29 protein-coding genes are annotated in these 23,196 nt (G+C 60.0%); 9 read left to right on the plus strand and 20 right to left on the minus strand.

What is annotated here, in order from left to right:
- Positions 1-124 precede the first annotated feature (124 nt).
- From ccmI to THS5294_RS03805, 3 genes are read left to right on the plus strand one after another with little or no spacing between them, the layout of a single operon-like run.
- Positions 125-1,375: a c-type cytochrome biogenesis protein CcmI gene (gene ccmI, locus THS5294_RS03795; RefSeq protein ID WP_038002785.1), complete on the plus strand. Its 1,251-nt coding sequence runs from the start codon at positions 125-127 to the stop codon at positions 1,373-1,375.
- Positions 1,372-1,848: a Holliday junction resolvase RuvX gene (gene ruvX / locus THS5294_RS03800; RefSeq protein ID WP_058122683.1), complete on the plus strand. Its 477-nt coding sequence runs from the start codon at positions 1,372-1,374 to the stop codon at positions 1,846-1,848. The genes ccmI and ruvX overlap by 4 nt, the downstream gene beginning before the upstream one ends.
- A gap of 3 nt (positions 1,849-1,851) precedes the next feature.
- Positions 1,852-2,094: a DUF1289 domain-containing protein gene (locus THS5294_RS03805; protein WP_038002781.1), complete on the plus strand. Its 243-nt coding sequence runs from the start codon at positions 1,852-1,854 to the stop codon at positions 2,092-2,094.
- Here the strand turns inward: THS5294_RS03805 and THS5294_RS03810 are convergent.
- Genes THS5294_RS03810 through dusA form a run of 3 tightly spaced genes read right to left on the minus strand, consistent with a single transcriptional unit; the run spans position 2,091 to position 4,720 of the window.
- Positions 2,091-2,873: a phytanoyl-CoA dioxygenase family protein gene (locus THS5294_RS03810; protein ID WP_058122684.1), complete on the minus strand. Its 783-nt coding sequence runs from the start codon at positions 2,871-2,873 to the stop codon at positions 2,091-2,093. The genes THS5294_RS03805 and THS5294_RS03810 overlap by 4 nt on opposite strands.
- Positions 2,870-3,691, minus strand: a complete 822-nt coding sequence (locus THS5294_RS03815; protein WP_058122685.1) for a sulfite exporter TauE/SafE family protein — start codon at positions 3,689-3,691, stop codon at positions 2,870-2,872. The genes THS5294_RS03810 and THS5294_RS03815 overlap by 4 nt, the downstream gene beginning before the upstream one ends.
- 15 nt (positions 3,692-3,706) lie before the next feature.
- A complete protein-coding gene (gene dusA / locus THS5294_RS03820) occupies positions 3,707-4,720 on the minus strand; it encodes a tRNA dihydrouridine(20/20a) synthase DusA (protein WP_268873749.1) in 1,014 nt (337 codons plus the stop codon).
- Between the two features lie 277 nt (positions 4,721-4,997).
- On the opposite strand from dusA, the gene THS5294_RS03825 reads away from it, so the two are divergent.
- Positions 4,998-5,483, plus strand: coding sequence for an Hsp20/alpha crystallin family protein (locus THS5294_RS03825; protein ID WP_058122687.1), 486 nt, complete (start codon positions 4,998-5,000; stop codon positions 5,481-5,483).
- A gap of 42 nt (positions 5,484-5,525) precedes the next feature.
- Positions 5,526-5,648 carry a universal stress protein gene (locus tag THS5294_RS17905; protein ID WP_082644937.1) on the plus strand — a complete coding sequence of 41 codons (123 nt, stop codon included), beginning with the start codon at positions 5,526-5,528 and terminating at the stop codon, positions 5,646-5,648.
- 7 nt (positions 5,649-5,655) lie between these two features.
- On the opposite strand, the gene THS5294_RS03830 is transcribed toward THS5294_RS17905, so the two are convergent.
- The 12 genes from THS5294_RS03830 to atpD all read right to left on the minus strand — a co-directional run bounded on the left by THS5294_RS03830 (position 5,656) and on the right by atpD (position 13,890).
- On the minus strand, positions 5,656-5,904 hold the full coding sequence (locus tag THS5294_RS03830; protein WP_058122688.1) for a hypothetical protein: 249 nt from the start codon (positions 5,902-5,904) through the stop codon (positions 5,656-5,658).
- A 354-nt stretch (positions 5,905-6,258) separates the two neighbouring features.
- Entirely contained in the window at positions 6,259-7,095 is an 837-nt protein-coding gene (locus tag THS5294_RS03835; protein ID WP_058122784.1) for a DUF6544 family protein, read from the minus strand.
- Between the two features lie 17 nt (positions 7,096-7,112).
- Complete coding sequence (locus tag THS5294_RS18430; RefSeq protein WP_165821620.1) at positions 7,113-7,265, minus strand: hypothetical protein; 153 nt, start codon at positions 7,263-7,265, stop codon at positions 7,113-7,115.
- The gene (locus tag THS5294_RS03840) at positions 7,262-8,215 is read right to left on the minus strand and encodes a F0F1 ATP synthase subunit gamma (RefSeq protein ID WP_058122689.1); all 954 of its coding nucleotides are present in this window, start codon (positions 8,213-8,215) and stop codon (positions 7,262-7,264) included. The genes THS5294_RS18430 and THS5294_RS03840 overlap by 4 nt, the downstream gene beginning before the upstream one ends.
- Complete coding sequence (locus tag THS5294_RS03845; protein WP_058122690.1) at positions 8,199-9,740, minus strand: F0F1 ATP synthase subunit alpha; 1,542 nt, start codon at positions 9,738-9,740, stop codon at positions 8,199-8,201. Before THS5294_RS03845 ends, THS5294_RS03840 begins: the two co-directional genes overlap by 17 nt.
- On the minus strand, positions 9,737-10,501 hold the full coding sequence (locus THS5294_RS03850; RefSeq protein ID WP_058122691.1) for a F0F1 ATP synthase subunit B family protein: 765 nt from the start codon (positions 10,499-10,501) through the stop codon (positions 9,737-9,739). Before THS5294_RS03850 ends, THS5294_RS03845 begins: the two co-directional genes overlap by 4 nt.
- Before the next feature lie 4 nt (positions 10,502-10,505).
- Positions 10,506-10,796 carry a F0F1 ATP synthase subunit C gene (locus THS5294_RS03855; protein ID WP_038002763.1) on the minus strand — a complete coding sequence of 97 codons (291 nt, stop codon included), beginning with the start codon at positions 10,794-10,796 and terminating at the stop codon, positions 10,506-10,508.
- Positions 10,793-11,488: a F0F1 ATP synthase subunit A gene (locus tag THS5294_RS03860; protein WP_058122692.1), complete on the minus strand. Its 696-nt coding sequence runs from the start codon at positions 11,486-11,488 to the stop codon at positions 10,793-10,795. Before THS5294_RS03860 ends, THS5294_RS03855 begins: the two co-directional genes overlap by 4 nt.
- A complete protein-coding gene (locus tag THS5294_RS03865) occupies positions 11,485-11,790 on the minus strand; it encodes an ATP synthase subunit I (RefSeq protein WP_058122693.1) in 306 nt (101 codons plus the stop codon). The genes THS5294_RS03860 and THS5294_RS03865 overlap by 4 nt, the downstream gene beginning before the upstream one ends.
- Positions 11,787-12,086 (minus strand): AtpZ/AtpI family protein, encoded by a 300-nt coding sequence (locus THS5294_RS03870; RefSeq protein WP_058122694.1) that lies wholly within the window; start codon positions 12,084-12,086, stop codon positions 11,787-11,789. The genes THS5294_RS03865 and THS5294_RS03870 overlap by 4 nt, the downstream gene beginning before the upstream one ends.
- Positions 12,083-12,493, minus strand: coding sequence for an ATPase (locus THS5294_RS03875; RefSeq protein ID WP_058122695.1), 411 nt, complete (start codon positions 12,491-12,493; stop codon positions 12,083-12,085). The genes THS5294_RS03870 and THS5294_RS03875 overlap by 4 nt, the downstream gene beginning before the upstream one ends.
- Positions 12,490-13,890, minus strand: coding sequence for a F0F1 ATP synthase subunit beta (atpD, locus tag THS5294_RS03880; protein WP_058122785.1), 1,401 nt, complete (start codon positions 13,888-13,890; stop codon positions 12,490-12,492). The genes THS5294_RS03875 and atpD overlap by 4 nt, the downstream gene beginning before the upstream one ends.
- 220 nt (positions 13,891-14,110) lie before the next feature.
- Here atpD and THS5294_RS03885 point away from each other — a divergent pair, with 220 nt between their 5' ends.
- The 3 genes from THS5294_RS03885 to THS5294_RS03895 all read left to right on the plus strand — a co-directional run bounded on the left by THS5294_RS03885 (position 14,111) and on the right by THS5294_RS03895 (position 17,742).
- Positions 14,111-15,937, plus strand: coding sequence for a PHA/PHB synthase family protein (locus tag THS5294_RS03885; RefSeq protein ID WP_082644938.1), 1,827 nt, complete (start codon positions 14,111-14,113; stop codon positions 15,935-15,937).
- Between the two features lie 54 nt (positions 15,938-15,991).
- Positions 15,992-17,176, plus strand: coding sequence for an acetate/propionate family kinase (locus tag THS5294_RS03890; protein WP_058122696.1), 1,185 nt, complete (start codon positions 15,992-15,994; stop codon positions 17,174-17,176).
- Between the two features lie 137 nt (positions 17,177-17,313).
- Positions 17,314-17,742 (plus strand): hypothetical protein, encoded by a 429-nt coding sequence (locus THS5294_RS03895; protein ID WP_058122697.1) that lies wholly within the window; start codon positions 17,314-17,316, stop codon positions 17,740-17,742.
- Positions 17,743-17,839: 97 nt separating this feature from the next.
- Here THS5294_RS03895 and THS5294_RS03900 read toward each other — a convergent pair whose 3' ends face one another.
- From THS5294_RS03900 to THS5294_RS03910, 3 genes are all read right to left on the minus strand, one after another.
- Positions 17,840-18,406, minus strand: coding sequence for a hypothetical protein (locus tag THS5294_RS03900; RefSeq protein WP_058122698.1), 567 nt, complete (start codon positions 18,404-18,406; stop codon positions 17,840-17,842).
- A gap of 21 nt (positions 18,407-18,427) precedes the next feature.
- Positions 18,428-18,781: a carboxymuconolactone decarboxylase family protein gene (locus tag THS5294_RS03905; protein WP_058122699.1), complete on the minus strand. Its 354-nt coding sequence runs from the start codon at positions 18,779-18,781 to the stop codon at positions 18,428-18,430.
- Between the two features lie 230 nt (positions 18,782-19,011).
- The gene (locus THS5294_RS03910) at positions 19,012-20,562 is read right to left on the minus strand and encodes a helicase HerA-like domain-containing protein (RefSeq protein ID WP_058122700.1); all 1,551 of its coding nucleotides are present in this window, start codon (positions 20,560-20,562) and stop codon (positions 19,012-19,014) included.
- 497 nt (positions 20,563-21,059) lie between these two features.
- Here THS5294_RS03910 and THS5294_RS03915 point away from each other — a divergent pair, with 497 nt between their 5' ends.
- Positions 21,060-21,647, plus strand: a complete 588-nt coding sequence (locus tag THS5294_RS03915; protein WP_058122701.1) for an invasion associated locus B family protein — start codon at positions 21,060-21,062, stop codon at positions 21,645-21,647.
- Positions 21,648-21,718: 71 nt separating this feature from the next.
- On the opposite strand, the gene THS5294_RS03920 is transcribed toward THS5294_RS03915, so the two are convergent.
- Together THS5294_RS03920 and THS5294_RS03925 are read right to left on the minus strand one after the other, a co-directional pair.
- Positions 21,719-22,930, minus strand: coding sequence for a beta-ketoacyl-[acyl-carrier-protein] synthase family protein (locus tag THS5294_RS03920; protein ID WP_058122702.1), 1,212 nt, complete (start codon positions 22,928-22,930; stop codon positions 21,719-21,721).
- Complete coding sequence (locus tag THS5294_RS03925; protein ID WP_058122703.1) at positions 22,927-23,190, minus strand: acyl carrier protein; 264 nt, start codon at positions 23,188-23,190, stop codon at positions 22,927-22,929. Before THS5294_RS03925 ends, THS5294_RS03920 begins: the two co-directional genes overlap by 4 nt.
- Positions 23,191-23,196: the final 6 nt, after the last annotated feature.

Below are 23,196 nucleotides of genomic sequence, written 5' to 3' on the forward strand. Positions count from 1 at the left end.
GCAGGCGTCTCTTAAATCGTCAATTGCGACATTGCCGAAAAACACATCCGTTTTGCCGCAACTTTGGGGGTTTTGCCCAAGCCTCGGGCATACTAAATCTATCAAAACCGACGGGAGTGTAGGAATGATATTTTGGCTGGTTGCCGGGGCGACCCTGCTTGTGGTTGTGGGGCTTTTGGCGCGGACGGTCTTTGGCGCCGACGCGGAGCAAAGCGGCGCGGCCCAAGACGTGGATGTGTACCGCGATCAGCTGCGTGAGGTCGAAAAAGACGTGGCGCGCGGCGTGCTTACGCCAGACGCCGCAGAACGCACCCGGCTTGAGATCTCTCGTCGCTTGCTAGAGGCGGACCGCAACACCGGGATCGGCCACGGCGTAGGCCCCCGCAGCCTCGCCATCACTTTGGCGGCTGTGATTGTGGTTGGCATTACAATTGTTACCTATCTACAGATCGGCGCGCCAGGTTATCCTGATCTGCCACTCAAGACGCGCATCGCACAGCTTGAGGACGCGCGCGCCAGCCGCCCCAGCCAAGCGGTAGCCGAAGAACAAGTGACCTCACGCCCTGCCCCGCAAATCGATGCCGAAGACGTCAGCGAGTTGATGACCCAGCTGCGCGCAATTTTGCAACAACGCCCCGATGATCTGCGCGGCCACCGGCTGTTAGTGCGCAATGAGGCAGGCCTTGGAAATATGGTCGCCGCCTACACCGCGCAGCAACGTGTGATCGAGATCCTTGGGGTGAACGACGCCCCCGCCAGCGAGGTCGCGACATTGGCCGAACTGATGATCCTTGCAGCTGGTGGCTACGTCTCGCCCGAGGCGGAGGCGGTGTTGCAAAATGCGCTGGGTCGCGACCCACGCAACGGAACCGCGCGCTATTACACCGGCCTGATGTATGTGCAGGCTGGCCGCTACGATTTGGCTTGGCCCACATGGCGCCGCCTGCTGGCCGACAGCACGGCAGACGCCCCATGGCTTGAACCTATTTTGCTTCAGATCGAAGATGTCTCCGCGCTTGCGGGCGATGCGACACCCCTTGATCAACTCCCGATCCCGCGCGCCGATGAACCCGTGACCGGAACCGGCGGCCTCCGCGGTCCTAGCTCTGATGACATCGAAGCGGCGGGCGAAATGTCGATGCAGGACCGTATCCAGATGATCCAAGGCATGGTCCAAGGGCTGGCTGAACGTCTTGGCTCCGAAGGGGGTCCACCCGAAGAATGGGCGCGCCTGATCACATCGCTGGGTGTGCTGGGCAATACGGATGCTGCCTTTGGCGTCTATTCCGAGGCAATTTTGGTGTTTGAGGGCGATCAAGGCGCGCTTGATATCCTGAACCACGCCGCAGATCAGGCCGGGGTGAACCCCGGATGAGCGTCTTTGAAACGCTAGAAGACTTTGCCGCCGTTTTGCCCCCATTCACCGCAATTGCGGGTCTGGATTTGGGCACCGTGACCATCGGTGTGGCCGTGTCAGATAGCCTCTTGTCCATCGCCACGCCGTTGGAAACGATCAAACGCAAAAAGTTCGGCCTAGACGTGGACAAGCTGGACGCGATCATTGCCAAACGCGCGTTGGGCGGGATCGTGCTGGGCCTGCCCCGCAATATGGACGGCTCTGAAGGGCCCCGGGCGCAGTCCACGCGCGCCTTTGCCCGCAACCTGTCCGCCAGATGCCCCCTTCCGATCACCTTTTGGGACGAACGGCTTAGCACCGTGGCCGCCGAACGCGCCCTGCTAGAGGCGGATACGTCGCGGAAACGTCGCGCAGAGGTTATTGATCACGTTGCGGCTGGGTTTATCTTGCAAGGGGCGTTGGATCGTCTGCGCAACCTAAGGAACACCTGAACCATGACCGACACCCCGCCCGTCTGGCGTCGCGCCGAGATCGAAAGCCCCTGTGTGCAGGTCTGCGTTGTCCATCCAGAGACACGTCTTTGCATCGGCTGCTCGCGGTCCATTGATGAGATCGGGGCGTGGTCCAGCATGGCCCCCGAGGTGCGCCAAGCCATCATGGCCGAGTTACCAACCCGTGAGCCGCAGCCCAAAGGGCGACGCGGTGGGCGCACCGGACGGCAGGCGCCTCAGCTTTAGGCCAGCCAGTCGGTAAGTGTCGGCAGCTCTGGGCGGAAATAGACCGCACGGCGTGGGCGCGGAGTGGGGCTATGCCACGGCGCAATCCCGTGCAAAAGCGCGCGGTGAAGAACGATCACTTGCCCCGGCTCGACGCCCAACTCAACGCGTGGACACTCCGCAAAACATGCCTTGCGGGTGGCCGCATAAACCTCCGTCAGATCAATGTCAGACATTTGGGGTTCGGGGACATCGCCTAAGGCTGCCCGCATCATTGCACGCAGGCGAAGGTGGCTGTCTTCCCACACCACGAGGGGGCTGCGCCCTGCGCGGCTGTCATCAAGGGCGATCCCGACGATAACGCCATGAGGTTCCACAAACTTTCGCCGCCGCGCGGGACCAATTGGCAGCAGACCATCCAGATGCGCCCCATCGCGCAACGCCCTAAACCGGTGGTTGGCCACACTTTCCTGAGGGTCCCGGCGCGGATAGCCGGGATAGGCCACTGACAACTGTCCGCGCCCCCAATCCCCGCTCCAATTGTCAGACATTTGGGCAGCTGCGAAATCAACGCCCGCACCGCCCAACTTGGGTCCGCCAGGTACCGTGCCGAACGGGTCGCAGCCCATCACATCTACGCCCACAAACCACGTCCGCCCATGACGTAGGTTTTCGCGCGCACGGCGCGGGTCGCGCATTACGGCATCGGCACGCATGCGCGCCGCCGCGCACCATGCGTCAACCGCTGGCTCTGGATCAAAAACCGCCCAGCCCCGGTTTTCGAACGCGGCCGTACTCATCCCATGATCGCCCGACGGATCATGTTCAGCGCCACAAGGAACAAGAACGCCGCGAACACGCGTTTCAGCACACTTGGATTCAACTTATGCGCAAGGTTCACCCCAATTGGCGTGGTGATCGTGGTCATGGCGACGATGATGGCAAAAGCCGGAAGGTTCACCAACCCTGCGGTTCCGGGGGGCGCTCCGGCCCCTGCCGGGCTGAGCAGAAAACCAATCGCGCCGGGCACCGCGATCAACAGACCAAAGCCCGCCGCAGTGCCAACAGCGCTGTGCATGGGCCGCCCATGCAGCTTCATCAACGGCACCGCGATGCCGCCACCACCGATCCCCATCAGAACGCTCAGAAAACCAACGCCAATAGACATCACCACACGGCGCGCGCCCTGCGGCATCGCATCCGCCAGACGCCAGTGGTCCTTGGACAGGCCCATGTAGGTGGCGACGCTCAGCGCGAGGCAGGCAAAGATAATTACCATCGTGTCCGATCGAAGCTGATTGGCCACCAAGACGCTTGTCGCGGCACCCAAAACGATCCCCGGGGCCCATGTGCGCAATGTCTGCCACGAAACCGCACCCTTGCCGTGGTGCGCCCGCACGGACCGCAACGATGTCACGATAATCGTCGCGAGCGACGTGGCCACGCACACCTGCATCAGCTGCGGCCCGGTGTATCCAAGCTGTTGGAACACAAAGTAAAACGCAGGCACCAAAACGATGCCACCGCCCACGCCCAACAATCCGGCCAAGACACCCGCAAAGCCGCCAACAACCAAGAGAAACCCCACGAAGGGGAGCAGAATTGAAATGTCTGGCACTGTGTTTTCCGATACTTAGGAGGTTGTCTGCGGCATGACATGGGCCAGTGCTGCGTGCAACACCTCGACCCCGGCGCCGGGCTGAGCGGCCCCCTCGGACAGCGTCCGTCGCCACGTGCGCGCGCCCGGCTGCCCCGTAAACAGGCCCAGCATATGGCGCGTGACTTGGCCCAACTTACCGCCCTCGGCCAGATGCGCCTCAATATGGGGGACCATTGCGAGTGCCGCGTCATGGCGCGAAATCACGGGGCGGTCTTTGCCAAATACGCGCTGATCCACCTCGGCCAGAATGGTGTAGGGTTCGTGGTAGGCCGCGCGCCCAATCATCGTCCCGTCAAGCCCGCCGTTGATGAACCCCAATGCCTCATCCAACGAGCCGATCCCCCCATTTACCGAAATATCGAGGTGTGAAAACAGCATCTTCATCTCACGCACGAGGTCGTAGTTGAGCGGCGGAATATCGCGATTTTCCTTGGGCGACAGGCCCTGAAGCCATGCTTTGCGGGCATGGATCGTGACCCGTTCGCACCCAGCTGCCACGATGCGCGACAGGAATTCCGGCAGGGTGTTTTCAACATCTTGGTCATCCACACCGATCCGGCATTTGACCGTAACTGGCACATCGCCCGCCGCAGCCCGCATCGCCAAAACACACTCAGCTACAAGACCGGGGTTTTCCATCAGGATCGCCCCGAAACTGCCCGATTGCACCCGGTCAGAGGGGCAACCAACGTTCAGGTTAACTTCTGCATAGCCAGCCTCAACACACAGGCGCGTGGCGGCGGCCAGTTCCACTGGGTCTGAGCCGCCAAGCTGCACCGCCACAGGATGCTCTGAGAGATCAAACCGCAGCAGATGCAGCGCCCCACCGCGCACCAACGCGGGTGCGGTGACCATCTCGGTGTATAGCAGCGCCTCTTGCGACAAAACGCGGTGGAACGCCCGGCAATGACGGTCAGTCCAATCCATCATCGGGGCCACGGACAATCTGCTGCTTTGGCCGATCTGGGGTGTTGGGGGTGTGGGCACTGGTGCGCTCCGCGTTATCGAGGGGGCCTGCGTCGGCGTTGGGATGCTTTAAGCCCAATTTGGGGTGCGGGTTCAACGGTGTTGTCACGCGAATGAGCGAGAGCGATGTTCAAGTTTCTAAGCGCAAATCCCGACAAACATGCTCGGCCCCCCAATGACGACCCAGCGCGGAGTAAAAACCGCGCCGCATCCAATGAAGGAATTGACGAAGATCAAACCCTGCCACCGACCGAATGATACTGTTCCAAAGGACCTCAAAATCCATCAGGAGCACACAATGTCTTATCAAGATTACTTACCCACCAATTGGATCCGGCACCGCAAAGACGACGATCACCCTTTGGTCGCGCTGCGCAAAGAAGTCGACAGTCTGTTTGACGATTTTGGCAATGGCTTTTTCAGTGGCACGACCGAAATGAACGTGCGGTCAAACGTCAGCGAAACAGAGACCGAATTCTGCGTCACCGCCGAATTGCCCGGCATGACAGAGGCAGACGTCGACGTCTCGATCGCCGGGGATCGCATTATTATCAAGGGCGAGAAGAAGTCTGAAAAGGACGAAGAAAGCGACGACAAGGGCCGTCATTTCCATCGGATTGAGCGGATGTCAGGCGCGTTTCAACGCATGATGACCCTGCCCTTTGTGATCGATGCCGACACCGTTGAGGCTGTGGTCAAAGACGGGGTTTTGACCGTCACGATCCCCAAGCCGCCCGAAACTGTAGCAGGCAGTAAAAAGATCAAAGTGGCGCACGGCAAATGATCCAACAGCGGCTTTGCCCCAAAGGGCGGGGCCGCAGAAGACATGTGCGCCGATCTGGTTGTGCTCGGCTCACGCGGGTTGGGCGCGGTTCGGGGGGCTGTTTTGGGCAGCGTGTCGCAAAAAGTGCTCCACTACGCGGAGCAGATGGTGCTAACCGTGAAGTGAGCCCTGTTTAGCGGAGCTGCCAAATGGCGCGCAGCTTCGCGATCGAGGCGGCCGGGAGGTCAAAATAACGCGCGATCTCTGCATCAGACAGACCGAGATCAACAAACGCCGTCAGAGTGCGCATTGGCAAAGGCCCAAGAGCTGTCAGATCATTGCGCAGCCGCTCGGGTAGATCGTCGATGCTTGCCCGCATTGGTTGGCAAATAGCTTTGGCAGCACCATCGGCATGCCTCACTTGTTCAACCAGATTTTCCATTCATAACACCCTGTGTTCAAATATATTTTTTTAAAAATTCTCGATGTATCGCCGCAATGCCGTCGAACTTAGTGTCATTCAACGCCCGAATAAGTCCACCATAAATACGGCGAAAATCAGCCGATGAGCGGTTGAGTACGAGATCTGGCACAGTGCGCCACCGGAGAGCCACTTGGTTAGAACATTTCATTTTCAAGTCCACGTTGGCCCCATCAAGGCCGTCGCATAAACGCTCGGCGGCACAGTTTTATGACAAGACGGGCAATGCCACCGTGAATGGCAGAATTCTCGGGGGCAAAATGAGCGCATGATATGAGGCCAAACAGACCCAAGATGCAGCGCCTTCTTTGCCACTCATCTGTCAGGCGCACTTGGAAAGCCGACAGACGTGACATCCGCGATATAAAACGGGAAATACGCGTCTGTTCCAAAGTGATTTCCTGCCTCCACATGGGTAGGCAAGCAAAAGCCTTCAAAGCTTTGATGTGCTGACAAATACGCGCCAAAAGGTTGCTCCCGATAGACGCCATCCGGGTTTGCATTGCTCCAGCGTGGAAACACGACTTTGCTCGGGCGTCCATCAGCTTCAATCGTAACATCAACACTTTGTTCTAATCCCGCGTACTGAACCGAGACACGAAAGGTGTCTCCACTCACGGCCGTCCACTTGACGTTATCCATGAGCAAGTAGACCCCCGGCGTCCAAAACAGCGCCTCTGCAATGTATCGCCCAAAGGCCGCGCGCCGATGGTCATTCGTGCCGCCGAACCGCGCGACGGGGATCAATCCGCCAAGCCAAAATCGCGTCCATGATCCGCTGTCCGATCCCGACATGCGCCTTGGACACGAGCCGCAGACCATTTTCCAAACGAAACCCTCTGGCGCTGCTAGGACTTGGCTTGCGGACATCTTTTGGTACTTGGGCAAAGCCTTGGAGCCGAGAGAAAACTGCCCGCTCATTTCGAGGATCGCGACTTTGAACAAAGGGGTGCCCGCCGCAATCGCATATGTGAAATACCGGCGCGCGGGCGCAGGTAGATCAGCAACCATTGAGGCGCTGAACCGTGGCGGGTCCGTGGGTTGGAGAGCGATCAACCGCGCCATCTGAGCACGGTCGGCGCGGTGGTCCAACACGCGCCAACCGCACAGGAAGACCACCCCCAAGGCCCCGAGTGCGAATGCGACCAACATGGCCGTTGATCCAAGCATCACACGGGCGGCAAGCAGTCGCTTGGGCTCAGGTCTTTTACGGGGTCATCCGGGCCGCATTCTTGGCCAGAAATGGGGTAGTGATCCGGATCGGTACACCCGGCGAACCCGAAGAGTGCCAACAGTAAAGCAAGGGCTGAAATGCGTTTCATCGTTGTTTCCTCTCTGATGGTAAATCGTTTGCATCTGATGCCTTAGCATCCTCGCGCCGCCTCCTGCGGTCCGACGCACCTAGCGCCTCAAACCCGACGATGACGTCCAATAATTCCGTGGTGATCCCATCTTGCCGTAGGGTATTTGCCTCAGATTTCAGCGCGTCCAATCGGTCCTCAACGGAGCGCTCTGCCTGTTGCATCACCGCAAGCCGCGCGGCGTTCTCTGCCAGCATCGCCTCGGCTGCCGCCCGGACGAGACTTGCGAAAACATGCGCGCGGATCAACGCCCGAAACAGGGCATCAGGTGGCATCGCAAACGCCGGTCGCGTGCGAGAAAGCCAAGGCCGCGCACAAAGATCAGCAACTAAGGCCTCGCTCAGCGGTAGTAGCGGCACAAGCATGGGCGTTTGGGTCCCATCCGCAGCCCGCGACGCGTAAACAAGTTCAACAGAACTGCTCCGTGATTCACTCGCGTTTTGCGTCACTTCAATGTGTTGCGTCAGCAGGTTCGCCAACCGCGCCAGCCCATCCACCGACGCCGCAGGCAGGAACACTTGGCTAGGCGCCAAGCCCCGATCGCGCAACGCGTCCGCCATCTGCGCACCGACGCAGTCGATTTGAGACACCTCAGGCGCGACCCCAGCAAGCGCCTCGGCGATATGGGTCGCAATGCCGTCATTGTAGGTGCCGCACAGGCCATGGTCCGAGCCAAACACCACGATATGACGCTGCCCCAAAGGCTGGGGCGACCGGTCCGGTGCGCCAGTCGCCACGAAAAACGCATGCAAACCGTCCAGAACCGTCCGGTGATAGTCCTCAATCGCGCGCGCGGCTTGCTCATAGGGGGCCGCGTTCAGGACCGAGAGGGTTTTCATAGTGTGAACCACGCTGTGAATGCTCTCCATCCCGGTCATGTGACGGGTCAATCCCTCAAGCGATTGGGACATCTTCGCCCCCTTTTGCCGTCGCCCGCGCCTTTTGGGCCAATGCACACATCTCCGCTTGGGCGACATCGTCAAGTTCCGCCCCCTGGGTGATCTGCTTTGCGATGTCGGCCAATACAACCGGGGCTTCTGCCTTTATCTGATCCATGACAGCGCGCATCGCAGCCTCATCCAGATCATCAAATACGCCAGTCTGCGCGGCGGTCAGGATCACGAGCTGCGAGATAGCCGGCATCGGGTCCCGCTCCGCCTGCCGCAAGGCACCGCGCACCGCCGCACCGCGCGTCAACCGCGCCCGCGTCGCGTCATCCAATCGGGTGCCAAAGCGCGCAAAATCCTCAAGCTCCTCAAACTGAGACAGCGTCACACGCAGGTTGCCCGCCACTTTTCGAAACGCGGCGGTCTGCGCCTTGCCGCCCACACGGCTTACGGATTTGCCCAAATCCACCGCAGGAAACTGGTTTTTGCGTACCAAGCGGGGGGATAGGTAGATCTGCCCATCGGTGATCGAAATCAGGTTGGTCGGAATATACGCAGACAGATTTTCAGCCTGAGTTTCAACCACCCCCAGCGCCGTAATTGACCCGCCGCCGACGCGGTCAGTGAACTGACCGGCCCGCTCTAGCAAACGGGCATGGATGTAGAAAATGTCACCCGGGAAAGCCTCACGACCCGGCGGGCGGCGCAACAGGAGCGACAACTCACGGTAGCTGCGCGCATGGTGGGTCAGGTCGTCAAAGACGATCAGCACGTCCCGCCCCTGCCCCGAGAAATACTCAGCCATCGCCATGGCGCTGTAAGGCGCGATGTAGGCCAGCCCGGTGGCGTCTTCATCACCGGCGGCCATTACGATGACACGTTCCAACATATCCGCCGCGCGCAGGGCCGCGACCACCTTGGCCACCGCGTCGCCCCGCTGTCCAACCGCGCAGTAGATGCAGATCACATCACTATGGGCTTGGTTCAGCATCGCATCCACGCATAGGGAGGTTTTGCCGGTTTGCCTGTCGCCAATCACCAATTGCCGCTGACCCAGCCCGACGGGTACGGCGGCGTCAATCGCCTTGATGCCCGTGGCTAAGGGGTGTGTGATGGCTTGGCGGTCTCGGATGGCGGGCGCCTCGGCCTCTACCGGGTGGAGTGTTGCGTGTTTCACCGCTCCGAGCCCGTCACGCGCAGCGCCTAATGGGTCCACCACCCGGCCCAGCAACCCCGGGCCGACCCGGGTGCTGACGACTTTGCGCGTGCGTTTCACGGCCTCACCAATCATGATCTGATCCGATGGCCCCAAGACCACGACACCCAAACGCCCGGGCTCTAGGTCCAGCACGATCCCGCTGAGGCCACAGGCGAATTCAAGCACCTCGTCCGCCAATGCACGTTCCAGCCCGGCCACAATTGCGATGCCGTCACCAACCTGCGTGACGGTACCCACCTCGCTCAACAAGGGTGCGGGCGACGGGCTGTGCAGTAACAGATCAAGCACGGTTTCCGGCTCAATCGGTTGCGGGCCCAGCGAGGCGTTCATGCGACCCCCAATCTGGTGTCATGGCTTCGGCTCAGGTGTTCATTGAGTGCCGCTCCCAAGCCCTCGATATAGCTATCGACCGTCCAGACGACTTGCGCGCCGCCCAGTTGCACCGCAACACCCGGGGCCTGTGCTAGATCAGTCTCAAAGCGCGGTGCGACCTGCGGGAAATTCTGCGCCAATTCGGTGCGAAACGCATCTTGCGCGGCCTCCGGCAGGGACATGTGGCTGGTGATGATCGCTTCGTGGGCCTCTCCCGCCGCGTGGGTCAGATCGTCCTTCATCGCTGCAAGCTTGGTCCCCATATGCGCAGCCATCTGCGCCTCAAGGCTAGTTTCGGCGAGATCACGCACCGCCTTGCGCGTCATCTCTAACAGGGCGTGGCCGCCTGCGCGCTGTAGCTTGGTGGCAAAAAGTTGGGCCTCAGCGTCTTGGTGGGCCTGCCACGCGGCGCGTTCTCGGTCGATCCGATCATGAGCCTCCGCCAGCAGCGCGTCGCGCTCCTGCTGGGCTTTATGGCGGGCCGCCTCAGCGATCTGGGCTTGTTCGGATGCCAGCGCAGCGCGCTTTGCCTGGTAGGCGGCCTCTGCGGCGACAGCCTCATCCTTGGCGCGGGTCGCGGCAGTCATCCGCTCTGTGATTTCGGCCTCGCGCGCGTCGATCCCGTCTAGGATCGGGCGGTACAAGAACCGCTTGAGCAGCCACACCAAAACAAGGAAATTGGCAATCTGGGCCGCGACTGTGATCCAGTCGATGGACATAATCTCACCCGCCCGCCGTGGTTTGCGCCACCGCAAGGGCCGCGTTCCAGAACGGGTTGGCAAAGATCAAAATCATCGCAACCACAAAGCAATAGATCGCAGTGGACTCGATCATCGCGAGGCTGACAAACAATGTGCGCGTCAGGTCAGAGGCCGCATCGGGTTGCTGAGCAATCGCGCTGAGCGCTTGGGCAGCGGCCCGGCCTTCGCCCAATGCGGGGCCAATCGCCCCGAAGGATACCGTCAACCCGGCGGTGAAAATGGAAATAGCGGCGATGATCGCAAGGTCAGTCATTGCGCGTCCTTTTGTGGTGAGGAAAGAGTTTGCGGCGCCGTCGCGCTGGAAATGTAGACCGTTGCCAAAATCGCAAAGATATAGGCTTGGATCATGCCCGTCAGCAGGCCCAAAAGGTCCATCACGACCGGAAAGAAAAACGGCGCCACGCTGAGCAGTATGGCCGCGATGACCGCCCCGCTCATGATGTTTCCGTACAGCCGGATCGCGAGCGAAATCCCGCGGGAGGCTTCGGCAATGATATTGAACGGCAGCATTACAGGTGATGGCCGCAGGTAGCTTTGCAAGTAGCCCCCGACGCCCCGGCGGCTGATGCCAAACAAAGGCACCGCCACCAGCACCGACAGCGCCAAAGCGGTGGTTGTGGAGAGCGATGATGTCGGCGGTCGAAAGCCCGGGATCACGAGCAAAAGGTTAGATCCCGCGACGAATAAAAACAGCGTCCCAACAAACGATAACAGATGTCGTGAGGGGCCTTGGGCGATCTCGGCAATTTGGTTTTGGATGCCTTGCACGACCACTTCTAGTGCCGTGCGCCAGCGGTTCGGCGGCACATCTGGGCGCAGATTTCGGGTGATCAACATCGACGCCCCGGTCAGAACCGCCATGACGATCCACGTGAATAACAGCGTGGCGTTGATGGGTACTCCCCATAGGGTAACCGTGATGATTTCATCCGGCGACAGGGTCATGAGGCACCCTCCGCTGGCACACGGCCACAAGCCAAGGACGTCGCCACCCGACGGCTCAGCACAAAGCCCACACCAAAGCCCGCAAAGCCCCATGGCCCAAGCAGCATCAAAACCAACCAAGCCGCACCCAAACAGGCCAAGATCCGCACCGTAGCACTGACCATCAGGATCGTGAGAGCACGGTCACTGCGCATCGCCGCGCGCACGCCAAGCGCGAGGCCCGCAAAGAAAACTCCACCGATCAAGACCCCCACCAAGGCGCCCAAACCCAGAAGGCTCCAATCAACAGATACCACCATCATCTTCCCCCTTCTTTGTTGACCCCAACCGCCGCGATAAATGCGCCGGTGACCACCCCGCCAAGGATCAGCGCAATCGTCCATGAGAAGCCCTGTGGGGCCACCCGGTCCAACCACAGGCCTAGGAATGCGCCCCCCACCGTGGGCACCGCGATGGACCATCCAATCATCCCGAATGTGCCGATGCCGCGCAGGGGGCTGGCACTTGGGTGATCGCGCGCAGACTTCATGCGCCGGGCTGATCCAACGATGGCACGGCTGGGTTTGTCGGGGCTGGGTTTGTCAGGGCTTGGGGTCATGGCTGCGGCCTTTGCAAATCTGCAAACCGGCGAACCATATCCGCCTCTAGCCGCGAGAGGGCGGCGCGAGCCTGACGCTCTTCTTCATCCATCTGGACAAAGGTGCTTTCGACGGTTTGTTGCAGGCTGAGCAGATCCTCCCCCAAAACGCCGCGCAATGCGCTGACGCTGACCACATGCCCCTTTTTCAACAGCACCCCTTCATCGAGGCCAAAAAACCTCTCAACCCCATCAACGGTCTGCACCGTCAAAACCGAAGGCACGAGCGCTGTCACGAAATCCACATGGTTGGGCAATATCCCAAAGGCACCCGTCGGTGCTACGGCCCGAAGGCGCAGGGCACGGCCCTCAAACAAGGTCCGGGTAGGCAGGCGCAGGATCACGTGCATATCGGGGGCCATGCTCATGCCGAGGCCTCCTGCACGGCGCGGGCGTCATCCAAGCCGCCGATCATGTAATACGCGCTTTCGGGCAGCGAAAATTTCGTCTGCGTTAGGATGGCTTCGCACCCATCAAGGGTTTCGGCGATGGGCACGGACGTGCCTGCCATGCCGCTAAACCCTTCGGTTGTGACAAACGGTTGGGTCAAAAATCGCTCTAACCTGCGGGCGCGTTCCACGGTCAGCCGGTCCGCAGAGGACAGTTCCTCTAGGCCCAGCATCGCGATGATGTCGCGCAATTCCTCATACTCAGCCAAGGTACTGCGCACCGCGCGCGCGATGTCGTAATGCCGCTGCCCCACCACCGCTGGGGTCAACATTACGGATGCCGAGGCAAGTGGATCGACCGCCGGATACAAGCCCTCGCTTGCGCGTTTGCGCGACAGGACCACCGACGCCGACAGATGCGAAAAGATATGCGCCGCCGCCGGATCAGTGAAATCATCCGCCGGGACATAGACCGCTTGGATCGATGTGATCGCGCCGGATTTGGTCGAGGCGATCCGCTCCTGCAAGGCGGCCAGTTCTGTGGCCAGTGTCGGCTGATACCCCACCCGCGACGGCATCCGCCCCATCAGGCCCGACACCTCAGAGCCCGCTTGAACGAAGCGAAAGATGTTGTCGATCAACAGCAGGACATCTTGGCCTTTGTCGTCGCGAAAATACTCTGCCATTGTCAGGGCGGTGTTCCCGATCAAGAACCGAACGCCGGGCACCTCATTCATTTGCCCAAAGAGCATGACGGTCTTTTCGCGGACCCCCGCAGCCCCCATTTCGCGATAAAGCTCCTCCGCCTCGCGGGAGCGTTCACCAATGCCGCAAAACAGGCTCACGCCTTTGTGGTGCTGGACGGTGTTGTTGATCAACTCTGTGATCAGAACGGTTTTGCCAACGCCAGCCCCCCCAAACAGCCCCGTCTTGCCCCCGCGTTCAATTGGCGACAACAGGTCAATTGCCTTGATCCCAGTCTCAAGAAACGCCGCTTGAACCACACGTTCACTCAGCCGAGGAGGGGCTTGGTGGATCGACCGGGTGGTCGTGGCTTCTGGCGCGGGGCGGCCATCAATCGGCGCGCCAAACACGTTCAACATGCGGCCCAAAACCGCCTCACCCACGGGGACCTGGATGGGGCCACCACTGGGGCGCACCCGCATTCCAAGGCCCAGACCGCGCACCGGGGCCATTGCCATAGCACGCACCATTCCCCCGCCGATGAGCGACGCCACTTCCAACGGGACGTCGCCTGCATGCAACAAGTCATAGATGCGCGGGATGACCCCCTCAAACGCTACATCAACAACCCCGCCCCGAATGGCCGCAATGGTGCCATCGGAGGTCTCTGGCCGATCTGCTTGGACGGTCATGTCCGGCTCGGCTGATGGGCTGTCTGGCATTGTATAACTTTCTGTCAACGAAGCGCCCGTATGCGGGCGAAACGGCTGCGCCACCTAAGGATCAACCGCCAGCCTGACAGAGATTGGCCCCTCCCGATTGATGCACATCAATGCAGGCATCAGCCGCTGCGATAAATGAGAGCCCAAACTGCGAACCGTTGCAGATCATGCAGGTAAGAAAGGGCGCATCATGGCGCATCCCAATGTCGTCTTTGATCAGGCGAACCGCAACGCGGCCCCCAAGGGGCGCGCGCCGCAGATGATCATGGACGCGCCACCTTTGCCCCATTCCCACACCACGTTGGAGCAAGCCTTGGACAAAGGCCTGAAGGCCGCATTGGCCAAGGTGACGGCCGGGTTATCGCCCATCGCGTTAACCGCCGCCTATACCGATTGGGCGCTGCACCTGACGGCTGCACCCGGCAAGCGATTAGAGCTGCTGGAAAAAGCCAGCAAAAAGGCGTGGCGGCTGGCCGCCTATGCCGCGTTTTGTGCGGCAGCCCCAAACACCCCGAAAACCTGCATCACCCCCCTACCCCAGGACCGAAGGTTCCGCAGCAAGGCTTGGCAGAACTGGCCTTTCAACCTCATCCACCAGTCTTTTCTGCTGAACCAACAATGGTGGCACAACGCCACCACCGGTGTTGAGGGCGTCACCAAACAACACGAGAACGTGGTGGAATTCGCGGCCCGCCAGATGTTGGATGTGGTCTCGCCCTCCAATTTCATCCTCACCAACCCGGATGTTTTGCAGCAAACGATGCGTGAGGGCGGCATGAACCTTGTACGCGGCTGGCAGAATTGGGTTGAAGATGCGCAACGCCTGCATGCCGGACAAAAGCCCAAAGGCGCCGAGGATTTTGAGGTTGGCCGCAACATGGCCACCGCGCCGGGACATGTGGTCTATCGCAACAGGCTGATGGAGCTGATCCAATACACCCCCACGACCCAGACCGTCCGACCTGAGCCTATTTTGATCACGCCAGCATGGATCATGAAATATTACATTCTGGACCTCAGCGAGCAGAACTCTTTGGTGCGGTTCCTGACGGATCAGGGGTTCACGGTCTTCATGATCTCTTGGAAAAATCCCGACGCGGGCGACCGTGACCTCGGGATGGAGGATTACCGCACCCTCGGCATAGAAGCGGCACTCGGCGCCGTCCAGCGGATCACAGACGGGCAAAAAATCCACGCCATAGGTTACTGCTTGGGCGGCACGCTCCTGACGATTGCGGCGGCTGCAATGGCGCGAGATGGCCGCGATACGTTAAAATCTCTGACGCTTTTGGCCACGCAAATCGACTTTACCGAAGCCGGTGAGTTGCAGTTGTTTATCAATGACAGCCAGCTGACCTTCCTTGAGGATATGATGTGGGATCAAGGCTATTTGGACAGCACCCAGATGACAGGGGCGTTCCAATTGCTGAGGTCCAATGACCTCATCTGGTCTTACATGATCCACCATTACCTGATGGGAGAACGCGCCCCGATGATCGATCTGATGGCATGGAATGCGGATGCCACGCGCATGCCCTACCGCATGCATTCTGAGTACCTCAGGCAGCTCTTTTTGAACAATGATCTGGCCGAGGGGCGGTATCATGTGGGGGATCAACCGGTCACAGTTTCGGACATCCGCGTGCCCGCCTTTGTCGTCGGAACCGAGCGGGACCACGTCGCGCCTTGGCACTCGGTTTACAAGTTTAACTTGCTGTCGGACACCGACGTGACCTTCGTTTTGACGAACGGGGGGCATAACGCGGGCATCGTGTCCGAGCCGGGGCATCCACGGCGTCACTACCGGATCGAGACGCGGGCTGATCATACCCCCTATGCCGATCCCGATCATTGGCGCGATCAGACAGAACCAGTGAAGGGGTCGTGGTGGCCTGCTCTCACCGACTGGCTCGCCGCGCGATCAGCGGCGCCATGCGCACCGCCACCGATGGGAGCTGCGGCCCAAGGATACCCGCCCCTATGCGCAGCACCCGGCACCTATGTGTTTCAACAATGAAAACCGTGCGCTAGGCTGTGGCACGCAATTGAAATTACATCTGAATGAGCAGTTATGACCGGTGATATCCTGACGCTGAACTGCGGATCTTCCAGCGTGAAATTCGCGGTCTTTGACGCGGGCGCACCAGACGCGCCCGCACAGATCACCGGCAAGATTGCGGGCATAGGCAGGGCGCCAACATTTCAGGCGCGGGACGCGAACGGCCAGTTGCACACGCCTGATCCGCTGAATGCATTAACCCCGACGCACACCCACGAGGACTTAATCCCACGCCTTCTCGAATGGCTTGTCCAGCAACGCGGGGCACACCCTTTGCGCATGGTCGGCCACCGGGTGGTGCACGGCGGCAAAACCTATACTGAGCCGACGCGCATCACGCCCAACGTTATGGCCAACCTCGACGCACTTTGCCCGCTTGCGCCGCTGCACCAGCCGCACAATCTGGCGGCGATCCGGGCCGTGGCGGCGTGGCAACCCGACATCCCCCAGATCGCGTGCTTCGACACCGCGTTTCACCAAACCCAAGACCGGATACAGACGCTCTTTGCCCTGCCCCGCGCCCTAGGCGACGAAGGCATCGTTCGCTACGGATTTCACGGGCTGTCTTACGCCTATATCGCCAGCATCTTGCCCCAACACTTGGGCACGCGTGCAGAAGGTCGTGTGATTGTGGCCCACCTTGGCAATGGCGACAGCATGTGCGCGATGCAGAGCCGCAAAAGTAAGGCCACCACTATGGGTTTCACCGCCCTTGATGGGTTGGTCATGGGGCGGCGCAGCGGCACGCTTGACCCCGGGGTGATCCTGTACCTGATGCAATCCAAGGGCATGAGCGCGGCTGACGTAGAAACGCTTCTCTACCGTAAATCAGGGCTGCTTGGGGTGTCTGGCATCAGCAACAACATGCACGATCTCGAACTCAGCCACGCGCCCGAAGCCCAAGAGGCCATCGATCTCTTCGTCAGCCGAGCCGCGCGCACGCTGGCAGGGCTAATTCCTGCAATCGGGGGACTTGATGCGGTGGTGTTCACGGCGGGGATCGGCGAAAACTCTGCGCCTGTTCGGGCCGCAATCTGTTCGCAGCTCAATTGGCTGGGCCTGCACCTAGACCCCGATGCCAACGCCCGCGGAGACGTCAAAATCAGCGCGCCAAACTCGGCCGTCGACGTCCTCGTCCTGCCCACGGACGAAGAAGCGGTGATCGCCAACGCCTGCCGCGCGCAATTGGCAATCTAACGCCGCGCACATTGAGCAATATCAATGCGGCCCGCATTCCACGTGTCATAGACTGGCAACAGAGGGGTCATTTTCGACGTATTGTTCGCGCCGTTGATCACATCCCTGGCCGCAAACCGCACACCAAGGAGTATGAGATGTTAGACCTGAAAAAGACGATCGAAGACATGCAGAAGATCGCCAAAACCACCAATTCCGCTCTTACGGCGATGCCAACAGCTGGCGCGCAAAGCACACATTTCTGGAAGGCCCAAGATACGTTCCTGAGCGAATTTGAAGAGTTCTCCTCTGCTTGGTTCAAGCGCAGACATACCGCCACCCGCACCGCCATTGAGACCAGCAAACGGCTCTCAGAAGAGGCAATGGGCAACCCCACCGCCGCGATGGGCATTTTGGCCGATTGGCAAAAACACTCAATGGAACGGCTGGCCGAGGACACCAAGGACTGCATGGCAATGATGACGCGCTGTGCTGCAGCCGCCGTCACAAATGAGGTCGAAGCCGTCGAGGAAACCGTCGAAGGCGCCAAGCGCGCGACCAAGGCCGCCAAATCGATGCCGGTTTAACAGCACCGCCTCCCCTCCCATTCTTGCGTACGCACCGACGTGTCCCCATCGGTACGTGCCGCGGGCGTCCAGTCTCTCCCCCCTGGCTGGACGCCCATTAGTTTGGCGAGTTCCTGCGGTTTTGATACGCATCCGCGTCGCCGTATTCACAAAATTCGGGATAATGTCTGTGGGTGCCCTGCATCTTGTCAGCGTGTTTGATGGGGCACCAATGCCGCTCGGTCCGGGCGGCGATTTCGCGCGTATAGGCGAGCAAGCCGTTGCCATAGCCGCAATAGACGCAGTTCAGCTTCTCAAGCCCGTTCAAATAGGCAAGGTGACGGCGATCAAGTGAGATGTAATCGCGACGACGCACCTTTTCGATGCCATAGATCGGAAAACAGATCGCCTGATAGAGCGTCACAAAAACATCCAACAGAACCAAGGGCAGGATGACCGAGTAGATCACCGGCGCGCTCAGCACGACAAGGGGCCGCGCATGGACCAGATAACTGCCCAGCTTGTGGCGGAGCGCCCGATGATGCTTGCGCACATCCCGCTCAAAAATCACGCGGCCATGTTCGATCGTGTAGTTGAGCGCTGCCCGGCGGCGGGCAAATTCGTCCTCTAGCTCTTGCTCAAGGTCACGTATCCGTTCCACCAAATTGGATACAGTATCACGCATCTTGATCTCCCGGTGTTGCTGTTATCCCCGGCCCGGCTGGTGGTTGAACGCATCAAAGGCGCGCAAGGCCTCAACCCCATAAACGGCAGACGGACCACCGCCCATCAGAACGGCCACGCCGATCATCTCGGCGACCTCTTGCCTTGTTGCACCCGCGTGCAAAACGGCTTGCGCGTGGTGCGCGATACACCCGTCACAACGCACCGCAATTGCGATGGCAAAGGCGATCAACTCTTTGGTTTTGACAGTGAGGGTGCCCGCACGAGTGGCTTCCTCGATCAGTTTGCCAAAGGCGGCGGCTGTGTCTGGGATTGTCTCGCTCAGATCCGCGTAGCCCGTGTCGAACCCATCTTTGATGGCGGCATAATCTTTCATCTCAACTCTCCTTTTGCTGGAAATCATCCACTTCAGACGCCCGTTGACCCGCCAAGTCGCCCCAAAGGCTCTGCCAGAAAACAGCACCCGAACGCAGACCAGCCGAGCCTGCCGCAAAGTCGGTATGAAAAGTATTGGCCTAGAGGGGCGGGATCACGGCAGGCCTTGAGCTGGCTTGGACCACCTTACCACCCGCTCATTCTGCCGATTGACGTGGATCAATCGACGCCCTAGCGCCCCTTGAACAACCCGCCCAAAACACCCCGCACAATGGCCGTCCCTGCCCGCGTCCCGAGCGACCGCGCCATGGATTTTGCGAAGGCTTGAGCCGCAGTGTCCCCGCGTCGTTTTTTCGGCGTGCGAGAGGTTGAGCGCCCGACGCCAGAGCCCGTATACCGCCGCGCAGATCGGAATTCACGCTCGCGCAAGTCTGCCGCGTCCTCCTCAGCTTCGGCCGCTTCCGCCTCAAGGGCGGCGGCTTTGGCGCGGGCTTGTAGGATTTCAAAGGCAGAGTCTCGGTCAATTCGCGTCTCGTATTTGCCCGCCACAGGTGAGGCCGCGATCACTTGCGCGCGCTGCGCCGCCGTCAAGGGCCCAAGCTGGGTTGAGGGTGGCCGGATCAACGTCCGTTCCGCCACGCCGGGAATGCCCTTTCGCTCCAGAAACGAGGTCACGGCCTCGCCCACACCGACCTCTCGGATGGCATCTTCGGTGTCAAAGCGCGGGTTTTCGCGGTAGTTTTGCGCCGCGCGACGCAGTGCCTGCTGATCCTTGGCCGTAAAGGCCCGCAGCGCGTGTTGCACCCGATTGCCCAATTGACCCAAGATATCCTCGGGCACATCTTCGGGGTTTTGCGTGACGAAATAGACACCGACCCCTTTGGACCGGATCAGCCGTGCGACCTGTTCGACCTTGTCCACCAAAGCTTTGGGCGCGTCATCGAACAGCAAATGCGCCTCATCGAAAAAGAACACCAACTTGGGTTTGTCCGGGTCGCCCACCTCTGGCAGCGTTTCAAACAGCTCCGACAGGAGCCACAATAGGAACGTCGCGTAGAGCCGCGGTGACTGCATCAACCGCGCCCCCGCCAAGACAGAAATACGGCCCCGCCCATCCGCATCGGTGCGCAGAATATCGGCTAACTCCAACGCAGGTTCCCCAAAGAGGAGGTCGCCCCCCTGACCCTCAAGCACCAAAAGCCGACGTTGGATCGCACCAATGGACGCGGTTGAGATGTTCCCGTAGCGCAGCATGAGCTCCTTGCGGCTTTCGCCCACAAACACCAACAAGGCCTGCAGATCCTTCAGGTCCAACAGCGCCATGCCTTCCTCATCAGCCATGCGAAACGCGATGTTCAGCACGCCTTCTTGGGCATCCGTCAGCTCTAGCAAACGGGCGAGCAAAAGCGGGCCCATGTCGGACACGGTGGTCCGGACCGGATGGCCCTCCTCCCCGAACAAATCCCAGAACGTAACGGGCGCGGCCCCATAGGCGTAATCCGCAAAGCCGATTGTTTTCGCACGCGACGTAAAGGCCTCGTGCAGTTTGAACTCTTGGGTGCCGGCCCGCGCAAGCCCTGACAAATCGCCCTTAACATCGGACAAAAAGACCGGAACCCCGTTGGCGGAAAAGCTCTCCGCGAGGATTTGCAGCGTCACCGTCTTGCCCGTGCCCGTCGCCCCCGCGATCAGCCCATGGCGGTTGGCATATTTCAACAAAAGCCCTTGCGCATCGGCGTAATTAGGCCCGCCGCCACCGACAAAAATACTGTCTTGGTCCATTATAATGTCCTTCTCGTCGGGCTTTTACGCCCTCATCAAAATAATTTGCACCCGTTGGGGTTTTCTTAATCATTGTCTGGCAAAACTCATCTTGTCCATGTGAAACCAATTTGGTGCCACATTGGATTTTTCCTCCCTGTCGACTGGCCGCGCCCCTATGGCGCGGCTTTTTTTTCGCACTATCCTCGGCGCGCACCAACGCGCGGATCAAGACGCACGCCTCACGCATTTTTCATACGATTGCCTGTTGACGGTCTGGCAAAGCTGCCCTAGCGTCCGCTTACAACAAGTCGGCCAGTCCGACGGGGAGATAAAAAACGATTGGAAAAGGACCTTCTCACGGGTCCTTTTTCACGTTTCGGAACCACTTTTCCAGTGAAACCAAGCTGCCTTGGCCGTTGCCCCCATCCTCGTCCCCCACAACACAAATTTGCCCCTGACACCGCCTGCACCCCATGCTAGCACGGGCGCAATGAAACAGCCCTGAAGGGAAGAGCATGACCCGTATCTTGACACTCACAGCCTGTTTGGCCACCCTCGCCGTGGGTCCCGTGTTTGCACAAAGCACCGATGGTGAGGCTCCAACGGCGCCGGAATTGCCCCTTGGCCAAACCGCAACAGCCCAAGCCCCCCAAATTTATGAGCGTGAAACGCACGGTGATTTTTCGGTCCGTTGCGCCCGCGTCCCCGACACAGCCGTTGAGCCATGCCAATTGTTCCAACGTTTGACGGATGCAAATGGCAATCCGACCGCGGACGTGAACTTCTTTGACGTGGCAGGCGATGGGCAGGTGCAGGGCGGCGCGACCGTCGTAACCCCCCTCCAAACGTTGCTAACGTCACAAGTGACACTGTCCGTGGATGGCGGCGCCGAGCGGCGCTATCCGTTCGCATTCTGTGACACACAGGGCTGCTATTCGCGCATGGGCTTTACCGCAGCTGAAATGGCTGAATTTCGCGCGGGCGCAACCGCCACGATCAGCGTTCGCCCCGCGCTGGCACCGGAACAATTGGTCGTCATGAACATGTCGCTCGCCGGGTTCACTGCGGGCATGCAGGCGATTGAAGTGGCCGAAGGCCAATAACTGGACCTCGGGCACCTTCACCCAGAATGATGCAAAGGCCCCCACGGGGGCCTTTTCCTTTTGATAAACGCTTACGGCGCTTTGCGTAGCGCCAGCACCGCGTTCATGCCACCAAAGGCAAATGCGTTGGATAAAACGACTGAAACGTCGGCCTCGCGCGCCTCGTTCGGGACGACGTCCAGCGCGCATTCGGGGTCCGGCTCTTCGTAGTTAATCGTCGGGGCGATGACCCCCTCGCGCAGCGCCATAATGCAGGCCAATAATTCAACGGCCCCCGTGCCCCCGATCAAATGCCCATGCATGGATTTCGTGCTTGAGATCATGACTTTGTCCGCATGTGCGCCCAAGGCCCCGGCGACGGCGGCACATTCCGTCTTATCGTTGGCTGCCGTACCTGTGCCATGCGCGTTGATGTAGCCCACTTCCGATGGGTCAATCTGCGCGTCCCGCATGGCCGACACGATGCACCGTTCTGCGCTGATCTTAGAGGGCATGACGATATCCGACGCGTCAGAATTCATCGCAACGCCAATGACTTCCGCCAGTATCTCAGCCCCGCGCGCCTTGGCGTGGTGATAGTCCTCAAACACGAAAATTCCCGCGCCTTCGCCTTGGACCATGCCATTGCGGTTCGCCGAGAAAGGCCTGCAAGCGTCACGAGACATGACGCGCAATCCCTCCCATGCTTTGACGCCGCCAAAGCACAGCATCGATTCTGAGCCACCGGTGACCATCACCTGCGCCATTCCGTGGCGAATGAAATTGAACGCCTGCCCCATCGCATGGTTCGACGACGCGCACGCCGTTGCGACCGTGAAACTGGGTCCCTTGAGGTTGTGCTCCATCGAGATATGGGCCGCGGCCGCGTTGTTCATCAGCTTCGGCACCACAAACGGATGCACGCGGTTTTTGCCCTCTTCGTAGACCGTGCGATAGTTTTCATCCTGCGTGGTCAGCCCGCCGCCGGATGTGCCTAGGACAACACCGGTGCTGGCCGCCAAGTCACCCGTGAAGGTCAGACCGGCTTGGCCAATCGCCTCACGCGCGGCCAGCAATGCAAACTGAGTATACCGATCATAAAGGGAGATTTGCTGGCGGTTAAAATGCACCTGCGCGTCATAGCCCGTGACCTGTCCGCCAATCCGGATGGACAAACGCTCAACGTCGCGGATATCGAGCGCGCCAATCCCGCAGCGCCCCTCGCGCATCGCTTCCCATGTTTCCCGAACCGATGACCCCAACGCCGAGATCGTGCCCGCGCCGGTGATGACGACGCGCCTCACGACTGGGCCTTCACCAGGCCTTCGACCGCCGCAACAATTGCCGCCACAGAAGAAATGTCAAAGTCACTTTTCTCTGGCTCATTCGCATTGAAAGGTACTTGGATATCAAAGGCTTCTTCGATGGCAAAGATGCTCTCGACCAGACCAAGGCTATCGATGCCCAAGTCCGCAAGCGAGGCCGTCAGTGATACATCTTCGACCTCAAGCATCGCCTGTTCTGCGATGATCGCGATCACCTGATCCTGAACGTTGTCAGACATGCCTCG

The organism is Thalassobacter stenotrophicus (assembly GCF_001458315.1).
GTDB classification, from domain to species: Bacteria; Pseudomonadota; Alphaproteobacteria; order Rhodobacterales; family Rhodobacteraceae; genus Thalassobacter; species Thalassobacter stenotrophicus.

Excerpts from the sequence above, each read along its gene's own strand:
- ccmI (WP_038002785.1), top strand. The coding sequence starts at position 125 with ATGATATTTTGGCTGGTTGCCGGGGCGACCCTGCTTGTGGTTGTGGGG.
- ruvX (WP_058122683.1), top strand. The coding sequence starts at position 1,372 with ATGAGCGTCTTTGAAACGCTAGAAGACTTTGCCGCCGTTTTGCCCCCA.
- THS5294_RS03805 (WP_038002781.1), top strand. The coding sequence starts at position 1,852 with ATGACCGACACCCCGCCCGTCTGGCGTCGCGCCGAGATCGAAAGCCCC.
- THS5294_RS03810 (WP_058122684.1), bottom strand. The coding sequence starts at position 2,873 with ATGAGTACGGCCGCGTTCGAAAACCGGGGCTGGGCGGTTTTTGATCCA.
- THS5294_RS03825 (WP_058122687.1), top strand. The coding sequence starts at position 4,998 with ATGTCTTATCAAGATTACTTACCCACCAATTGGATCCGGCACCGCAAA.
- THS5294_RS17905 (WP_082644937.1), top strand. The coding sequence starts at position 5,526 with ATGTGCGCCGATCTGGTTGTGCTCGGCTCACGCGGGTTGGGCGCGGTT.
- THS5294_RS03830 (WP_058122688.1), bottom strand. The coding sequence starts at position 5,904 with ATGGAAAATCTGGTTGAACAAGTGAGGCATGCCGATGGTGCTGCCAAA.
- THS5294_RS03835 (WP_058122784.1), bottom strand. The coding sequence starts at position 7,095 with ATGTTGGTCGCATTCGCACTCGGGGCCTTGGGGGTGGTCTTCCTGTGC.
- THS5294_RS18430 (WP_165821620.1), bottom strand. The coding sequence starts at position 7,265 with ATGAAACGCATTTCAGCCCTTGCTTTACTGTTGGCACTCTTCGGGTTC.
- THS5294_RS03840 (WP_058122689.1), bottom strand. The coding sequence starts at position 8,215 with ATGTCCCAATCGCTTGAGGGATTGACCCGTCACATGACCGGGATGGAG.
- THS5294_RS03845 (WP_058122690.1), bottom strand. The coding sequence starts at position 9,740 with ATGAACGCCTCGCTGGGCCCGCAACCGATTGAGCCGGAAACCGTGCTT.
- THS5294_RS03850 (WP_058122691.1), bottom strand. The coding sequence starts at position 10,501 with ATGTCCATCGACTGGATCACAGTCGCGGCCCAGATTGCCAATTTCCTT.
- THS5294_RS03855 (WP_038002763.1), bottom strand. The coding sequence starts at position 10,796 with ATGACTGACCTTGCGATCATCGCCGCTATTTCCATTTTCACCGCCGGG.
- THS5294_RS03860 (WP_058122692.1), bottom strand. The coding sequence starts at position 11,488 with ATGACCCTGTCGCCGGATGAAATCATCACGGTTACCCTATGGGGAGTA.
- THS5294_RS03865 (WP_058122693.1), bottom strand. The coding sequence starts at position 11,790 with ATGATGGTGGTATCTGTTGATTGGAGCCTTCTGGGTTTGGGCGCCTTG.
- THS5294_RS03870 (WP_058122694.1), bottom strand. The coding sequence starts at position 12,086 with ATGACCCCAAGCCCTGACAAACCCAGCCCCGACAAACCCAGCCGTGCC.
- THS5294_RS03875 (WP_058122695.1), bottom strand. The coding sequence starts at position 12,493 with ATGAGCATGGCCCCCGATATGCACGTGATCCTGCGCCTGCCTACCCGG.
- atpD (WP_058122785.1), bottom strand. The coding sequence starts at position 13,890 with ATGACCGTCCAAGCAGATCGGCCAGAGACCTCCGATGGCACCATTGCG.
- THS5294_RS03885 (WP_082644938.1), top strand. The coding sequence starts at position 14,111 with ATGGCGCATCCCAATGTCGTCTTTGATCAGGCGAACCGCAACGCGGCC.
- THS5294_RS03890 (WP_058122696.1), top strand. The coding sequence starts at position 15,992 with ATGACCGGTGATATCCTGACGCTGAACTGCGGATCTTCCAGCGTGAAA.
- THS5294_RS03895 (WP_058122697.1), top strand. The coding sequence starts at position 17,314 with ATGTTAGACCTGAAAAAGACGATCGAAGACATGCAGAAGATCGCCAAA.
- THS5294_RS03900 (WP_058122698.1), bottom strand. The coding sequence starts at position 18,406 with ATGCGTGATACTGTATCCAATTTGGTGGAACGGATACGTGACCTTGAG.
- THS5294_RS03905 (WP_058122699.1), bottom strand. The coding sequence starts at position 18,781 with ATGAAAGATTATGCCGCCATCAAAGATGGGTTCGACACGGGCTACGCG.
- THS5294_RS03910 (WP_058122700.1), bottom strand. The coding sequence starts at position 20,562 with ATGGACCAAGACAGTATTTTTGTCGGTGGCGGCGGGCCTAATTACGCC.
- THS5294_RS03915 (WP_058122701.1), top strand. The coding sequence starts at position 21,060 with ATGACCCGTATCTTGACACTCACAGCCTGTTTGGCCACCCTCGCCGTG.
- THS5294_RS03925 (WP_058122703.1), bottom strand. The coding sequence starts at position 23,190 with ATGTCTGACAACGTTCAGGATCAGGTGATCGCGATCATCGCAGAACAG.